The organism is Rahnella inusitata (assembly GCF_018288855.1).
Taxonomy (GTDB): domain Bacteria; phylum Pseudomonadota; class Gammaproteobacteria; order Enterobacterales; family Enterobacteriaceae; genus Rahnella; species Rahnella inusitata.
In genome coordinates this window covers 652,763-668,589 of sequence record NZ_CP065024.1, presented here as the reverse complement: position 1 = coordinate 668,589, position 15,827 = coordinate 652,763, and the positions used below count along the sequence as shown (strand labels likewise).

At 56.9% G+C, this 15,827-nt stretch carries 15 protein-coding genes; 2 read left to right on the top strand and 13 right to left on the bottom strand.

Features of this window, described 5'->3' with window-relative positions; all coding sequences use genetic code 11:
* Nucleotides 1-8: 8 nt before the first annotated feature.
* The 9 genes from I2123_RS03045 to bioH form a co-directional block, all read right to left on the bottom strand.
* The gene (locus tag I2123_RS03045) at nucleotides 9-635 is read right to left on the bottom strand and encodes a malonate decarboxylase holo-ACP synthase (protein WP_213051792.1); all 627 of its coding nucleotides are present in this window, start codon (nucleotides 633-635) and stop codon (nucleotides 9-11) included.
* Nucleotides 636-654: 19 nt separating this feature from the next.
* Nucleotides 655-1,617 (bottom strand): AEC family transporter, encoded by a 963-nt coding sequence (locus I2123_RS03040; RefSeq protein WP_213051791.1) that lies wholly within the window; start codon nucleotides 1,615-1,617, stop codon nucleotides 655-657.
* Between the two features lie 188 nt (nucleotides 1,618-1,805).
* Nucleotides 1,806-2,621, bottom strand: coding sequence for a biotin-independent malonate decarboxylase subunit gamma (gene mdcE / locus I2123_RS03035; protein WP_213051790.1), 816 nt, complete (start codon nucleotides 2,619-2,621; stop codon nucleotides 1,806-1,808).
* On the bottom strand, nucleotides 2,618-3,460 hold the full coding sequence (locus tag I2123_RS03030; protein WP_213051789.1) for a biotin-independent malonate decarboxylase subunit beta: 843 nt from the start codon (nucleotides 3,458-3,460) through the stop codon (nucleotides 2,618-2,620). The genes mdcE and I2123_RS03030 overlap by 4 nt, the downstream gene beginning before the upstream one ends.
* On the bottom strand, nucleotides 3,450-3,752 hold the full coding sequence (locus tag I2123_RS03025) for a malonate decarboxylase subunit delta (protein ID WP_213051788.1): 303 nt from the start codon (nucleotides 3,750-3,752) through the stop codon (nucleotides 3,450-3,452). The genes I2123_RS03030 and I2123_RS03025 overlap by 11 nt, the downstream gene beginning before the upstream one ends.
* A gap of 20 nt (nucleotides 3,753-3,772) precedes the next feature.
* Nucleotides 3,773-4,648 (bottom strand): triphosphoribosyl-dephospho-CoA synthase, encoded by an 876-nt coding sequence (locus tag I2123_RS03020; RefSeq protein WP_213051787.1) that lies wholly within the window; start codon nucleotides 4,646-4,648, stop codon nucleotides 3,773-3,775.
* Between the two features lie 5 nt (nucleotides 4,649-4,653).
* Nucleotides 4,654-6,315, bottom strand: coding sequence for a malonate decarboxylase subunit alpha (gene mdcA, locus I2123_RS03015; protein WP_112167533.1), 1,662 nt, complete (start codon nucleotides 6,313-6,315; stop codon nucleotides 4,654-4,656).
* 308 nt (nucleotides 6,316-6,623) lie between these two features.
* The gene (locus I2123_RS03010; protein WP_112167532.1) at nucleotides 6,624-6,893 is read right to left on the bottom strand and encodes a YdgH/BhsA/McbA-like domain containing protein; all 270 of its coding nucleotides are present in this window, start codon (nucleotides 6,891-6,893) and stop codon (nucleotides 6,624-6,626) included.
* A 230-nt stretch (nucleotides 6,894-7,123) separates the two neighbouring features.
* A complete protein-coding gene (gene bioH, locus I2123_RS03005) occupies nucleotides 7,124-7,894 on the bottom strand; it encodes a pimeloyl-ACP methyl ester esterase BioH (protein ID WP_213051786.1) in 771 nt (256 codons plus the stop codon).
* A 46-nt stretch (nucleotides 7,895-7,940) separates the two neighbouring features.
* Here bioH and gntX point away from each other — a divergent pair, with 46 nt between their 5' ends.
* Both gntX and nfuA read left to right on the top strand, forming a co-directional pair.
* Nucleotides 7,941-8,624 carry a DNA utilization protein GntX gene (gene gntX, locus I2123_RS03000; protein ID WP_213051785.1) on the top strand — a complete coding sequence of 228 codons (684 nt, stop codon included), beginning with the start codon at nucleotides 7,941-7,943 and terminating at the stop codon, nucleotides 8,622-8,624.
* 103 nt (nucleotides 8,625-8,727) lie between these two features.
* Nucleotides 8,728-9,303 carry a Fe-S biogenesis protein NfuA gene (gene nfuA, locus I2123_RS02995; protein ID WP_112167529.1) on the top strand — a complete coding sequence of 192 codons (576 nt, stop codon included), beginning with the start codon at nucleotides 8,728-8,730 and terminating at the stop codon, nucleotides 9,301-9,303.
* A 119-nt stretch (nucleotides 9,304-9,422) separates the two neighbouring features.
* On the opposite strand, the gene malQ is transcribed toward nfuA, so the two are convergent.
* From malQ to I2123_RS02975, 4 genes are all read right to left on the bottom strand, one after another.
* Entirely contained in the window at nucleotides 9,423-11,555 is a 2,133-nt protein-coding gene (gene malQ, locus I2123_RS02990; protein WP_213051784.1) for a 4-alpha-glucanotransferase, read from the bottom strand.
* A gap of 8 nt (nucleotides 11,556-11,563) precedes the next feature.
* Complete coding sequence (malP, locus tag I2123_RS02985) at nucleotides 11,564-13,978, bottom strand: maltodextrin phosphorylase (RefSeq protein WP_112167527.1); 2,415 nt, start codon at nucleotides 13,976-13,978, stop codon at nucleotides 11,564-11,566.
* 297 nt (nucleotides 13,979-14,275) lie between these two features.
* Nucleotides 14,276-14,965, bottom strand: coding sequence for an L-ribulose-5-phosphate 4-epimerase (locus tag I2123_RS02980; RefSeq protein ID WP_112167526.1), 690 nt, complete (start codon nucleotides 14,963-14,965; stop codon nucleotides 14,276-14,278).
* Nucleotides 14,962-15,822, bottom strand: a complete 861-nt coding sequence (locus tag I2123_RS02975) for an L-ribulose-5-phosphate 3-epimerase (protein WP_213051783.1) — start codon at nucleotides 15,820-15,822, stop codon at nucleotides 14,962-14,964. Before I2123_RS02975 ends, I2123_RS02980 begins: the two co-directional genes overlap by 4 nt.
* Between the last annotated feature and the right edge of the window lie 5 nt (nucleotides 15,823-15,827).

Below are 15,827 nucleotides of genomic sequence, written 5' to 3'. Positions count from 1 at the left end.
GGCAGGCCTCAGCCTGCCAGCAATTGCCACGGGTCACGCACCCGCAACGGGCCGGTGTCAGTTTTCAGCATCACGTCACCGCCACGCAGCCATTCGCTGAGAGCAAATCCGCCTTGTGGTGTATTGATCTGGACATCGGCACGGCACACCAGTCGCTGAAGCCGTTCATAAAATTCGGTGAACTGTGCGCGGCTGACCGGTGCGTCGCAGCGCACCAGCAAATCCAGATCGCTGTCGGCGTGCATCACCGGAAGGTCACTGGCCAGCGCATAGGCGCAGCTGCCCGTCACGCCCCACATGAAAGGCAGCTGCATTCTGCACAACGTAATCAGCGCCTGCACCGGTTGCTGTGAAACAAACGGTGAGTGCAGAAGCACATTGACGTCGCTGACCAGTGATTCCGGCGTCACGACCCGCACGATCGCCGCCGGGCTAACCCAGGCGGCGGCACGCTGAATGCGGGTCAGCCCGCGAATGCCCACCGGGACAGCGCCATCAGCACGTACATCGCGGCGCACCACCAGCGGCAGCGCGGTGCGCCAGCTGCTGTTTACCCACGCGGGTAAGGCGTCGTCGCTGTCGAGCGCGGAGCGGTCAGCGATCCAGATAAAATCATGGGCACGCGGTTGAGACATCGTTCTGCATCCTTTCTTATCAGTGAAGTGAAGCGGTCAGCGTGATAAACAGCGGCAGCGTCACAATGCACAGCACGGAGCTAATCAGCAGAGACGCTTCAGCATCCGGCGACTGCACCCCAAAACGGTTACCAAATACGATACCGAAGAAACCGGCGGACAGCGCAATCATCAGAATTGCCGTCACCGCCACCTGACCGCTCAGGCCAAACGCCAGCACCAGACCCCAGGCGATAAACGGCTGGATCAGGTTTTTCGCGATACAGGATAACAGCACCGGGCCGTTAATTTTCAGCTTACGGGCGGAGAGGATCACACCGGTCAGGAACAGCGCAGAAGCGGTCGCTGACAGACCCAAAGGCTTGATCGACGCCAGGAAAATTTCCGGCATTTTAATCCCAATTGCCGCCAGAATCACACCCAGCAGCGGTGCCCAGACGATGGGTTTTTTCACCGAACGCCACATCAGTACCGGCAGCAGCGCCAGCGATGAGCCCTGATTTTCGCCGCTTAAACGCGCTTTTTCACGTTCCAGAATCAGCAGACAGAACGGCGTCATCAGCACGGAACCGCAGGCGATGGAAACCGCCACAGACAGCGACGTTGAAGGCGCATCACCCATTACGCTGCTCAGAATAGGCAGGCCGAGCGCGGCATAGTTTGGCAGCGCGACGGTCAGCGTCAGCACGGCGGCGTCCTGTGCGGACTTCTTAAATACTTTGGTGCAAATAAAATAGATCGCCGCGTAGGTTATCCACATCGCCAGCACCAGTACCAGAATCAGCGGTGACTGTTCGACAATGCCCGACCACGGTGTTTGTACGGTCGCTGCAAACAGCGCAGCGGGTAAAGCGAAATCCATCACGAAAATATTCAGTAAAGAGACATTCTGGTTATCCACCATTTTCGCTTTCCCGGCATAAAAACCGAGGATCATGATGACGAAAATAGGGGCAAGCGCGTGCAAAATTACGTAAGTCATAGCGAGTTTCCTGAGACAAAAATGAATGCTCAGTCAGCGCCGGTGCGATGGTTTTTTTAGTATGACAGTCCAGTTGCAGACAACAGCAGGCTCGCGCCCTGACGAATCATCAGGGCGGAACCCGCGATGCGGCTGCGTCACGCTGTTTGCAGGTGCGTTACCGGTTGAGACTGAAAGTAGTTAACGAATTACCATTCCTGGCGCATCTGCTGGCGAACGCGCTGCGAACTGGCGCGGTTTTCGGCACCCAGACGGTTGCTGAGGCTTACGCCTTCTTTGCGTGCGTCCAGAATGTTTTGCCAGACCGTGTTTTCGACACGGGCGATATCGTCAGGCGTTGCGCTGTCGGGATCAGCGATGTCGAGCAGTTGTGACAGCAGTCCCAGCGTGGCGTAGTTTTCGATGTCGTAGGCCATCGGCGGAATGGTCGCCGCCAGTTTTTCCAGCGCGTCCACCGAGCGCAGGGTGATACGTGCGGCGGATTCTTTCCCCATCGCGTGGATCATCACGCCGTTATTCTTGAAAGCGATCAGCTTGTTGGCCTGATAGCCATGCGCCAGAAACGCCCCGGACATCGCCTTACCGACAATCAGCCCGACAACCGGATGCCCGGCCAGACGCGCGCGGGCATAAGCGCCTGCGGCACCGGCCAGCGCCTGATGAATGCCGAACGCTTCTTCGCGACGGCCATACGCCTGACTTGGCACATCAATCACCGCCACGATGGCGCGTTTGGTAGCTGCATTGGCATCGGCGGCAATCACATCGTTGACGACCTTCGCCAGCGTCCAGCCTTCCAGCAGACCGACTTCACCGCCCGCGGCGCGCGGATAATGATTGTTTTTATCGGGCACCACGGCGATAAAACGCACGGCCTGATCGTTAATTTTGCCGTCTGCCGCTTTCACGGAGGAGCACAGCCCGGCCACCGGCGTGGCGTCTTTGGTCAGTTCGGCAAACCAGTAATCACCCCGGCTGACGGTGTTGCTCTTAAAAGTGCTCATGCGCGATCCTCCCGGTTAAACAAGGCTTCCGTCACGTCACGGCTGGCCTGCTGCGCGGTGTCAAAACCGGTCAGTTTTGGCAGGTAATACTCATAATTATCAGAACGGTGTGTCACAGGGACGCCTTTTTTGATGAAGGCCAGCACGTTGTCTTTCACTTCAACAAGGGAATCTTTTACCAGCGCATCAACAAAACCGCTGTGATAGCGCACTTCGCCGCCGGTCATACTCCAGATAAACGGGCGGTCGCGGGAATCGTATTCATCGATCCCGGCTTCCTGTTCGATCACCTGCGGGCCGTTCAGGCCGAGGCGTGCTTCACGGGTGACAATCAGATAGCTGCACAACGCGGCGGCAATCGACATCCCGCCGAAGCAGCCGACGGTTCCGGCCACGACGCCAATCACCGGCGTATAGCGGCGTAAATCTACGATCGCGGCGTGAATGTCGGCGATTGCCGCCAGCCCCAGATTGGCTTCCTGCAAACGTACGCCACCGGTTTCCAGCAGCAGAACCGCCTGCGTCGGGATACCGTTGCGGTTATCTTCCGCTGCCATTTCCAAGGCAGCGGCCATTTTTGCCCCGGACACTTCACCCATGCTGCCGCCCTGGAAGCTGCCTTCAATCGCAACAACCACGGCGGGCTGGCCGTTGATCTGGCCTTTGGCGACCACCATGCCGTCATCGGCCTGCGGGACAATGCCCTGCGGTTCCAGCCACGGCGACATGATGCGGTCGAACGGCCCCAGCAGTTCGCGGAAAGTCCCGGCGTCCAGCAATTTGCGGGCGCGCTGACGGGCACTCAGCTCGATAAAGCTCTGATCGGGATCAGTTTGCATGCTCAGCCTCCTCAAAGACTTGTTCGATACGCAGACGGGCAACCCCTGGTGTGGCGCCAAAATCATGGATGTCGAGGCGACCTGCCGGTAGTTCGCGCAGGGTGCTCAGACGGTCGAAAAAGTGCAGCCACAGGCTGTGGCTGCCATCGACGGAAGTGGTCACTGAAATTTTCAGCGCCTGTGTGGCGTGGGGTTCATACAGCGCTTCTAAGTCGCCGGAACCCACCACGCCCGCCTGGGCGTGATCTGCCAGCGGCTTGGCCGCCGGGTAACTAAATTCAAAACGTTCCATAACACCTCTTTTTACTGATGTTAGTTAATTCGTATCGTGTGCGGTTCGCTGACGCTGTCGAGAAACAGGGTCGCGGCCAGTAAGTCGGCTGCACCACCGGGCGAGACGTTATCGGCCAGCATCCGGCGTTCCAGACGCCGTAATTGCTGTCTGCCTGCAACCGAGTGCATTCCACCGGCTGCGAGCACCGCCTGCGCGCCCTGATGCATCGCGTGCAGCGCCGGTAAACCACCGCGCGACAGCACGCAGGTATCGGTAAGCCGGGTCATCACCGCCAGTAATGCATCGACCTGCGCTTCGCTTTCACTGGCGCCGCGCGAACGGCTGCGATGCAGCTGCGGCAGCGCGCAGTCGATAATGTGCGGGAATCCGCCCTGCGCCTCTTCGCGCGCGCCGGGCACCTGATAACGCTGCACGGCGTGCGAGCCTTTACTGAATTTTTTCGGGCTGAATGCGTCGGGCAATGCCGCGATTTTTGCGGCGCGCTGCGCAATGTGCTGCGGCAGCAGGCTTTCCGGCTGCATGGCAACGGCGCTGACCAGCAACCCCATCGCCCAGATAGCGCCGCGGTGCGTATTGACGCCGCCGGTTTCCACCATCATCTGCGCCTCACCTGCACGGCCTAAACGTCCGATGTCCTGACGCAGGGCGATATCCGCCGGGCGCTGCCAGCTGTGTAACGCCAGCGCATAGAACGTCGGGGTCAGGCTGTGCGCCGAACGCACCATCAGATCCAGATTCAAATCCTGATGTGCGCCAGAACTCCGGCTGTCCACCAGCCCCGGTTTCGGGCTAAGCCGCGCTTCGTCGATCAGCGCCTGCGTCGCCGTGTCTGCCAGCCTTTCGGCCAGTTCTTCCGCTGTCAGCACAGCGCCAATCGGTAAAGTCTGCGGCATCAGGATCACCAGCTGCGGAATTTGGCAGGCGGGTTATACAAGCCGCCGGACCAGTCAACCAGATCGCTCACGCTGCCAGCTGCGAGTAAAGAACGGGTGGCGTCGGTGCGGCGAATACCCATGTCTTCCGGGAAGACCACCAGTTCCTGACGGCGCAGGTCGGCAACGCGTTTGGCGTCAACGCCCAGCCCGATATCGGTGATCCCGGCGACCGCCGCAACCATCGCACGGCGTTCTTCCAGAGAGCGGGCGCGATGCAGATAGGCGATCCCTTCTTCGGTCAGGACGTGGGTGACGTCATCGCCATAAATCATCACCGGTGCCAGCGGCATACCGGATTCTTTACCCACATCCACCGCTTCGAGTTTTTCCACGAACGTCGGTTTGCCACCGGCCTGGAAGGTTTCAACCATCTGCACCACCAGCTTTTTACCGCGCGCCAGCGGGTCCGGCTCTTCGATCATATCGAGCCAGGCAGGCGTGGCGTGGCGGCGACCGTGCGGGTCATGTCCCATGTTTGGCGCACCACCGAAACCGGCGAGACGCCCGCGGGTCACGGTGGAGGAGTTAGCGAGGCCATCAACCTGCAAGGTGGAACCGATGAACATGTCCACCGCGTACTGACCGGCCATTTGGCAGAACGCGCGGTTAGATCGCATCGAGCCGTCCCGGCCAGTGAAGAACACGTCAGGACGGGCGCGGATATACTCTTCCATTCCCAGTTCGCCGCCGAAGCAGTGAACGGTATCCACCCAGCCACTTTCGATAGCGGGGATCAGCGTCGGGTGCGGGTTGAGCGTCCAGTGTTTACAGATTTTGCCGCGCAGGCCGAGCTGTTCGCCGTAGGTCGGCAGCAGCAGTTCGATAGCCGCGGTGTTAAAGCCGATGCCGTGGTTTAGCGACTGCACGTTGTGTTTGGCGTAGATGCCTTTGATAGCCATCATCGCCATCAGGACGTGAACCGGTTTAATCAGGCGCGGATCGCGGGTGAACAGCGGTTCGATGAAGAACGGCTTATCGGCCACCACCACGAAATCAATCCAGTCGCCGGGAATGTCCACGCGCGGCAGGTCGGCGTCGTCTTCGACCAGTTCGTTGACCTGCGCAATCACGATGCCGTTTTTAAAGGCCGCCGCTTCGACCAGCGCAGGCGTATCTTCGGTGCTCGCGCCGGTGTAGAGATTCCCTTTACGGTCCGCTTTGAAACCGGCGATCAGCGCAATGTTCGGCACCAGATCGACGTACAGGCGGGAATAGAGTTCGATGTAAGTGTGAATAGCCCCGATTTCCATCTGACCGTCTTCCAGCAGCTGCGCAATGCGCAGACTTTGCGGGCCGGAGAAGGCGAAATCGAGTTTGCGGGCAATGCCGCGTTCGAAGAGATCCAGATGTTCGGCGCGGCTGACGCTCGGCATGATCATATGCAAATCATGCAGCTTTTCAGGGTTCACTTTGGCCAGTGAGCGCGACAGAAAATCGGCTTGTTTCTGATTATTCCCTTCCATCACCACGCGGTCGCCGGAGGCAATCAGCGCTTCCAGAACAGGAATAATTTTATCGGTGGGTAACACTTTACCCTCGGCCACGGAGCGGACACTGTCGATACGCCGTTGTTTTTCATTGCGGCGGGTGTCCCACGCTTTCGTGGTCTGCGGATGTTGCGGCATGCCAAACCTCCCTGGGTTGAGCTTGCTGAAGCCTTCCCGACGTAACGAAAAAGAAAGAACGGGGGAAGTTCAGGCAAGTGGCGGTTGCATCACATTTGACCTGTTTAGGTAACGGGTTAAGTGTAGGAATCCACAGGGAACCCATCAATTAAGCGGTCTGACACTTCGTTACTCTAAGAGTAACGATTAAAATTAAATTAGGTAAATCAGGAGGATGGGGAATTCAGAAAGGGAGATGGCGCACAAAATGAGTGGAAATAAAAAGGGATGCGCAGTGGCATCCCTCAGTCAGGTTCAGTTCAACTGTTTTATTTGAAGACTTCAGCCGTTGCAGTGATTTTCTTTTTCTCTTGAGCCGCAATCACAACGTAGTATTTGCCGCCTTTCTCATCAGCCAGTTTGGACAGCTCTTCTTTAGCATCCATTGGTGCGGTGTATTCATTGCTGGTCGTGACCACGCCCAGGCTGGTGTAACCTTTTTCTTTGGCTTCTTCTTTGGAGATCATATCCGCCGCCATGGCGTTGATTGAGAATAACCCGGTCAGCATTGCCGCAACGATAATTTTATTAGTTTTCATGACATTACCTTTAAATTGGATGAATAGTTTTCAAAAAAGCCGTCAGGATATGAACGTAAAGTGTCGTTGCGCTGGCATGACCCTCATGGTTAAACACCAGTAAACTCCCCAGAGACGCAAACAGGCAGGCATAACAACTTACGCTTGCCAGTCACTCCGCCATATCGGCTTAAGTATTGGTCACCTTTGGAAATTATCCAGAAATTTGAAAAAAATATTTACATTACCTTTCATTTTGCAATCAGGAAGGACTCAACAATCGAACAGAAGGCGTCCGGATGCGAGATAAACGGCGCGTGTGAGGCCTTGCCCATAATTTCCGAACGCGACTGCGGCCACAGTTCATCCATCAACGGCACCACTTTGCGCGGCACCAGACCGTCCAGCGCGCCATAAACTCGCAACAACGGGACGGTCAGCGCGGTCATCGGCTGGCGCAAATCGACGCTGCGTAAAATCTCCAGGCCACCGTTGAGCACCTCTACGCCCGGCATCGGCAAGCCGAGCACGATAGATTTCAGCAGACGCGCATCCTGCCGCGCGCTGTCGCTGCCCAGCGTTTGCAGCGCCAGAAAACGCTCGACGGTGCGCTGGAAATCCTCACTCAGCTGATGCTGGAACCCGTGCAATACGTCGGGGCGGATACCCGGCCAGTCGTCCTGCGCAGCGAAACAGGGCGAGGAGGCGACAGTAATGAGTTTTTCCACCCGCTGCGGCGCTGTCAGCGCAATCTGACTGGCGACCAGTCCGCCCAGTGACCAGCCCAGCCATGCGGCTTTTTCAGGGGCAGCGGCCAGCACGATTTCCGCCATCTCTTCGAGCGTCATCGCGCCAAATCCTTCGCTGCGGCCATAGCCCGGCAGGTCGATCAGATGCAGACAGAAATGCGGCGCAAGCCGCTCGGCGGTGTAACGCCACACTTGTGCATTCAGTCCCCATCCGTGAAGCAGCACAAGATGGCGATCTCCCTCGCCGATTGTCTCCCGGTAAAGCGTGTTCATAGCGTATTGTCCGTGTCTGTCTGAATGGCAAAAGGAATCCGCCACTATGCTAACAATTGCCAGCCGCTGTTGGCTATGCCAGTGTCCGCTGCATCTTGCAGTTCAGGGGATTTGCAGTCTGTGCATGAAAAATCTGCCCGCCATACCGCCCTGCTGCCCGCGCTGCGGATTGCCATGTGCCGCAGCACATTTGGAGTGTGGTCGCTGCCTGCAAAAACCGCCGCCGTGGGATGCGATGATCTTCGCCTGTCCCTATGAAATGCCGGTCAGCGGACTGGTGCTGCGCCTGAAATTCTCGAAACAGCCGGAGCTGGATACCGCCCTCGCCCGCCTGTTGTTACTGCGCTGGCAGGCGCGCTGGCGCGAAAGGTCGTTGCCAAGGCCGGACGTTATTTTAAGCGTTCCGCTACACCAGAAGCGCTATTTCTCACGCGGCTATAATCAAAGTGAACTGCTCGCCCGTCCTCTGGCGCGATGGCTGCACTGCGATTTTCTGCCCTATGCCCTGCGCCGCAACCGGCGTACACCGCCGCAGCAAAGCCTGACCGAGCGGGAAAGAAAGTGGAATTTGCGCAAGGCGTTTACCTGTCATGAAAATCTGCACAATAAGCATGTGATGCTGGTAGACGATGTGGTCACCACCGGCAGCACCGTGCGGGAAATCAGTAAAATCCTGCGTAAACAGGGAGTTGCTTCGCTGCAAATTGGCTGTATTTGCCGGACGCTATAAGCTTAAGCACGTGCTGCTAACACTGCGGCAACACGAGGGATGACGGGTAAATGCAAAGGGCGTATTATAACCAACTGGAATAGTCAACTATTGAGCTAATGTTATGATCCTTGTTACCGATGCTGCCCAAGAGCACTTTGCCAAACTGCTGGCAAACCAGGAAGAAGGCACCCAAATCCGCGTATTCGTGATCAATCCGGGTACGCCAACCGCAGAGTGCGGTGTCTCCTATTGCCCACCCGACGCGGTTGAAGCGACGGATACCGAACTGAAGTTCGAGAAGCTGTCTGCTTTCGTCGATGAACTCAGCGCGCCTTATCTGCAAGACGCGGTGATCGATTTCGTGACCGATCAGCTCGGTTCCCAGCTGACGCTGAAAGCGCCGAACGCGAAAATGCGTAAAGTGTCTGACGATGCGCCGCTGATGGAACGTGTTGAATACCAGCTGCAGTCGCAGATTAACCCGCAGTTAGCCAGCCACGGTGGCCGTGTTTCCCTGATGGAAATCACCGATGATGGTATCGCCATTCTGCAATTCGGCGGCGGCTGTAACGGCTGTTCAATGATTGATGTCACCCTGAAAGATGGCATCGAGAAAGAACTGCTGCAAAACTTCCCAGAGCTGAAAGGCGTTCGCGATCTGACCGAACACCAGCGCGGCGAACACTCATTCTACTGATCAACCGTTGATCGGCCAGAATGCAAAAAGCACCCTGTGAATTGGGTGCTTTTTTTATGGCTCCGGTTTAGAAATGCCCTTAATACCCCACCCCAACCGGGATGGAAGGCAAGCGTGTTTTAGCGCCTCTCCGTGCGAAGCGGGAGGCTGGGAGAGGGTTTAGCAGACGGCGCTGAAACCACCTGCCTGCGCTGGTTCAAATCACTGAGCAGGGCATCAATATGCTTATCGCCAAACATGTCCTCCAGCGTTCGCGTCAGTTTTCGCCGCCAGTTGGGATATTCGGTATTGGTGCCGGGCACATTGACCGGCAAATCCATATCCAGCCAGTCTTCCGGTTGCAGGCCGAGCAGTGCGCTGGCGCTGTCTGCCAGATAACACTGCAAACCCCGGTTAAGATCCGGCGTCATCGGCATGTTTTCAGTATGGCGCGATGTCCCTTTCGGCACGCAGTGTTGCAGATGCAGCGCGTTTAGCAGCCCCTGTTTACTGCGCTCCCGCTCGCCGCGCAGTTTCTCCAGCACCTGCGGATCCGGGTACACGCCCAGCGACTCACCGAGCGTTAAATCACCGCCCTCCCAGTACCCACGCAGCGTGGGTAAATCATGCGTAGTGACCGTGGCCATTGCCTGAGCCACGTAATCCTGCGGCGGGCGATAAGTGAAGGTTTTATCGTGCTCGAAATACAGCACTTTATAGGAATAGACGCCGCTGTCGCGCAGGCTGGCAACAATCTCTTTGGGCACAGTGCCAAGATCTTCGCCAATCACCATGCACTGATGCCGCTGACTTTCCAGCGCCAGCACGCCGAGCAAATCTTCCAGCGGATAACGCACATACGCACCGCTCCCCGCTTCCTGATCGGCCGGTATCCACCACAGCCGCAGCAATCCCATCACGTGATCGATACGCAGCGCGCCGCACTCCGCCATATTAGCGCGCAGTAAGTCAATAAATGGCTGATAGGCACGGGCTTTCATTTCATGCGGATCGATGGGCGGCAGCCCCCAGTTTTGCCCCTGCGGCCCGAGGATGTCCGGCGGTGCGCCGATGGTGGCGTTCAGGCAATATAAAGCCGGATCCGACCAGGTTTCTGCTCCGCCTTCGGCGACACCGACCGCTAAATCCCGATACAACCCGATGGGCATCTCCAGTTCAACGCTGCGCTGATAACACGCGGAAAACTGCGTGTGTGCCAGCCACTGCTGCCACATGAAGAACTCAATTTCACTGGCGTAACGCTCGCTGAATTCAGCCACGTCTGCGCCTTTCGCATCACGATACGCATCGGGCCAGACCGGCCAGCCCCACTGGCCCAAATCCAGATCCCGCAGGTGGGTATGCAGCGCGTCGAACAGCGCCTGCTGGCGTAAACTGTCGCCGCCGTTTTGCACAAAACGTCGGAAATCACGCTTACGCAAGCTGGCTTCTGGCAGCTCACCAAACAGCGGCCACGCCAGTTTCAGCGCGGCGGATTTGAGCTTCATTACCAGCGGATAATCGACGTAATCCGTACTGCGCGCCTGCAACAGCGCATCGTGCGTTTCGACAGAATGCCACCAGCTTTGCGCCAGTGAGCTCGCGGCAAACTCTTCCACGGCATTCACGTCGATATACGTCAGATTCAGCCAGCGGCGGGACGACGGGCTGTACGGGCTGGCGCTTAGCGGATTCGCCGGATAAAGCGCATGAATCGGATTCAGCCCGACAAATGCACCGCCGCGTTTTCCGACTTCTTCGACCATCCTTTTAAGATCGCCAAAATCACCCACGCCCCAGTTATTTTCCGAACGAAGCGTATACAGCTGTAGGGTCGCACCCCACAATTTTTGTCCTTCCCGCAAAGCCCGAGGCTCGAAACAGCGCGGGGGCACCACAATAATCCGGCACGCCCAGGCCTGACCATTTTGCGATAAGGTCAGCTGGTGATAGCCGGTGGGCAGACTGACGGTGAAATTGATCAGGTTGCCGCTGTGAGTTTCTCCCTGCGTCTGGTCACCGTTTTCCAGCGTCAGTTGCCACGTAAATTCGCCGCTGCCTGCGGGCGTTATCAGCACTTTTTTGCCTGCGGTAAACACTTTCACTGGCGGAACCGGGGTAACGTCTTCGACGTCCTGTGGGTCACGTCCCATCGCCGCCAGCAGCGCGATACGGGTGTCATCGGAGACCGTTTCGACCTCATCGGCCATGTTAATAAAGCTGTCTAAAATCCCCGCCCGGCGGGCAGCTTCAATAAGTTGCTTGTCCTCCATGCCTGCTCCTAACGTTTGGCCTGCCAGATGCGCTGCTGGTAATCGCGGATGGAACGGTCGGCGCTGAACATCCCGACGCGCGCGGTATTGAGCAGCGCGCGGCGCGTCCATTCATCGGCGTTGCGGTACAGCACATCCACCTGTTTTTGCGCTTCGCAGTACTGGGCGAAATCGGCCAGCACCAGATACGGATCACCGCCGTCGAGCAGGCTGTTGAGCATCAGATCGAAGGCTTTTTTGTCGCCGTTCGCGTAAAAACCGCTGGCCAGTTCGTCGAGGATCGCTTTCAGGTGTTTGTCTTTTTTCACCACCGCTTTTGGCTTGTAGCCTTTTTTCAGCTGCGCTTTCACTTCATCCACTGTCAGGCCAAAGATAAAGATATTGTCCTCACCGACCTGCTCGGCGATCTCGACGTTCGCGCCATCGAGCGTGCCGACGGTCAGCGCACCGTTGAGCGCCAGCTTCATGTTGCCGGTACCGGAGGCTTCTTTGCCCGCCGTTGAAATCTGCTCAGACACGTCCGCCGCCGGGATCATCAGTTCGGCCACCGACACGCAATAATCCGGGATAAACACCACTTTGATGCGATCCGCGACGATCGGATCATTATTGATCTTCTCGGCGACCTGATTGATCGCATAGATAATATTTTTAGCGAGGTAATAACCGGGCGCGGCTTTGGCACCGAACAAGAAAACACGCGGCACGATATCGAGTTTCGGGTTATCGCGGATCTGGCGGTACAGCGAGAGGATATGCAGCAGGTTAAGATGCTGACGTTTGTACTCGTGCAGGCGTTTGATCTGCACATCGAAAATCGCATCCGGATTGAGCCGGATACCCAGGCGATGCCAGACGTACTCCGCCAGCCGCACTTTGTTGTCATGCTTGATTTTACGGTACTGCTTGCAGAACTTTTTGTCTTTGACGCCGCTTTCCAGTTCTTTGAGCAGATCAAGATTAGTCACCCAGCTGTCGGTTTTCAGACGGTCATCAATCAGTGCTGACAGCGCAGGGTTGCACTGTTTCAGCCAGCGACGCGGTGTGATGCCGTTGGTGACGTTGTGGAATTTTTCCGGCCACAGACGGTGATATTCCGGGAAGAGATCTTTGACCACCAGATCCGAATGCAGCGCCGCGACGCCGTTCACCGCAAAACCGGCGACCACGCACAGATTCGCCATGCGCACCTGTTTGTCGTGATGTACCGCCAGTTTCGCCCAGACCGCTTCATCACCCGGCCACTCTTTGCTGACCAGTTTCTTAAAGTTGGTGTTGATTTGCTTAATGATCTGGAAATGACGCGGCAGGAGGCTGCGCACCAGACTTTCGTCCCAGGTTTCCAGCGCTTCCGGCATTAAAGTGTGGTTGGTATAAGCAAACGTGCGGCTGGTGATGTGCCACGCGTCGTTCCAGCTCATCTGATGTTCGTCGATAAGCACACGCAACATTTCAGGAATGGCGATGGTCGGGTGGGTATCGTTGAGCTGGATAACTTCGTAATCCGGTAGCTCGCTGATTTTACGGCCAAGAAAATGATGACGCCGCAAGATATCTGCCACCGAACAGGCGCACTGGAAATATTGCTGCATCAGGCGCAGGCGTTTACCGGCCTGATGATTATCATTGGGATAGAGTACTTTGGTGAGTTTGGCGGCGTCGATACCCTGCTGTTCCGCTTTCAGAAACTCGCCGTCGTTAAACAAATCGAGATCAAATGGATGCGGATGAGTGGCCTCCCAAAGGCGCAGCGGCTGGGTAACGCCGTTGCGATAGCCCATCACCGGCAGATCCCAGGCTTCGCCGCGCAGGGTAAACTCCGGTTCCCAGCGCGCAACACCCTGCTCATTTTTGACGATTTTCCCGCCGATACCGACGTTCACCGCCAGCGAGCTGTTATGGCGGAACCACGGGTAGTCGTTGCGGTGCCAGTCATCAGGCGACTCTTTTTGCTTACCATCGACAAACCGCTGGCGGAACAGGCCGTACTGATAATTCAGGCCATAGCCGATGCCCGGTTGCCCGACTGACGCCATCGCATCAAGATAACAGGCTGCCAGGCGACCCAGCCCGCCGTTACCGAGTGCCGGATCGATTTCTTCTTCCAGCAGGTCGGTCAGATTGATATCGAACTGTTCCAGCGCACTGGCAATTTTCTCATACCAGCCGAGGTTGATCAGGTTGTTGCCGGTCAGCCTTCCGACCAGAAACTCCATCGAAATGTAGTTAACGTGGCGGGTGACTTTTTTGCTTTTGCTGGTGACGGTATCGCTTTGCGGCGGCAGCTGTTCGGCGACGGCGGCGCTGACCGCATGCCACCACTGATGCCGGGTCATATCCTTCGCGCTGGTGAGTCCGAACGCTTGCCACTGGCGGGTTAACGCCGCCAAAAAAACATCCTGCTTGAGCGTGATCTTCGACATAGGGCAGTCTCTTTTCTGTCAGAGGGGACGGAATATTTCCGTGAGAAAAAGCCTGATTGCGGTAAAAAGTGTGATCCCAATACACTTATGTATAAACCCTATGTCGAAAAAATGCTCACCAGAGGTCAGAGGAAAAATGCATGAAATCATGTCGAAGGGATAATTTGGTTTAGCGCAAGATGGCACCAATACCCCTCCCCAACTCTTCTCATCGCAGGAGAGGGAGCTGATCGAGTTTTGCTTGTCCCTCTGCGAAAGGAGAGGCTGGGAGGGGTTTTTCTGGTCTCTCAGCGTCGGCTATTTCTGCCCGTAATACGCATCCGGCCCATGTTTTCTGCTGAAATGTTTATGCAACAGATAATCGTCCATCGGCGGTTGCGCGCGTTGCAGGGTGCCGGTGATCCACGCCATTTTTGCGACTTCTTCCAGCACCACCGCGTTGTGCACCGCCTGCTCCGGCGTGATTCCCCAACAGAACGGCCCGTGCTGTGCCACCAGAATGCCCGGCATGTGCAACGGCTGAATGCCTGCAAGCGTTTCAGCAATCACTTTGCCGGTTTCCAGCTCGTACTGCCCGGCGACTTCTTCGCGCGTTAAGGGGCGCGTACAGGGGATCGCTCCGGCAAAATAATCCGCGTGCGTGGTGCCTAGCGCCGGAATCGCGACGCCCGCCTGCGCCCATGACGTCGCGTGGGTGGAATGTGTATGAACGATGCCGCCGAGTTCAGGGAAGCGGGCGTACAGTGTCAGATGCGTCGCGGTGTCGGAAGAGGGTTTGTAATGCCCTTCAACGACGTCTCCTTGCAGGTTCACCACCACCATGTCGCTGGCCTGCATTTTTTCGTATTCAACGCCGCTCGGTTTGATCACCACCAGCCCGCGCTGACGGTCGATGCCGCTGACGTTGCCCCAGGTGAACGTCACCAGACCGTACGCCGGCAGCGCCATATTGGCTTCAAACACGCGCTGTTTCAGTGACTCCGTCATGCTATTTCCTCCATGTTCAGCCCGGCTTTCTGCATTTTATCCACCACCCAGGCGCGCGCGTTGCGGACTTCCTGCATCGGGTCGGCGGCGGTTTCGCTCCACATTTCGATAAGATAGGGTCCGCGATAGCCGCTTTTTTGCAGCGTTTCGAAGCAGCGCTCAAACTCCACCACGCCGCTGCCGAACGGTACGTTTTTGAACACGCCAGGCTGTGTATCTTTTATATGCACGGCAACGATGTGCCCTGCGCCGCTTGCCAGCTCCATCTGTACGTCGTTATCCCACGCGGACAAATTGCCGATATCCGGATAAAGCTGGAACCACGGATTGTTCAGGTAATGGGTATAACCGAGCGCCTTGCTGATCGAATTCATCAGCGGGTAATCCATAATTTCCATCGCCAGCGTCACCTGCGCGCGGCTGGCCATTTCGACCGATTCCTGCAAGCCCTCGCGAAAACGTTCGCGGGTGTGATCGTTGGCCTGCTGGTAATAGACATCGTAACCGGCAAGCTGGATCACGCGGATGCCCAAATCCTGCGCCAGCACAATGGCTTTGCGCATGATTTCCAGCCCCTGATTGCGGGTTTTATCCTCTTCAGAGCCGAGCGGAAAACGGCGGTGCGCGCTCAGGCACATTGAAGGAATACGAATACCGGTGCGTGAAATCGCATCGATCACCCGCAGACGCTGCTCACTTGACCAGTCAAGCCGCGCCAGCCGGTGATCGGTTTCATCTACCGACATTTCAACGAAATCGAAACCCAGCTCTTTCGCCAGCGTCAGGCGCTTCAGCCAGTCTTCGCCCGCAGGCAGGGCTTTTTCATAGATACCGAGTGGAACGGCTTTGTGCATCATGCGAG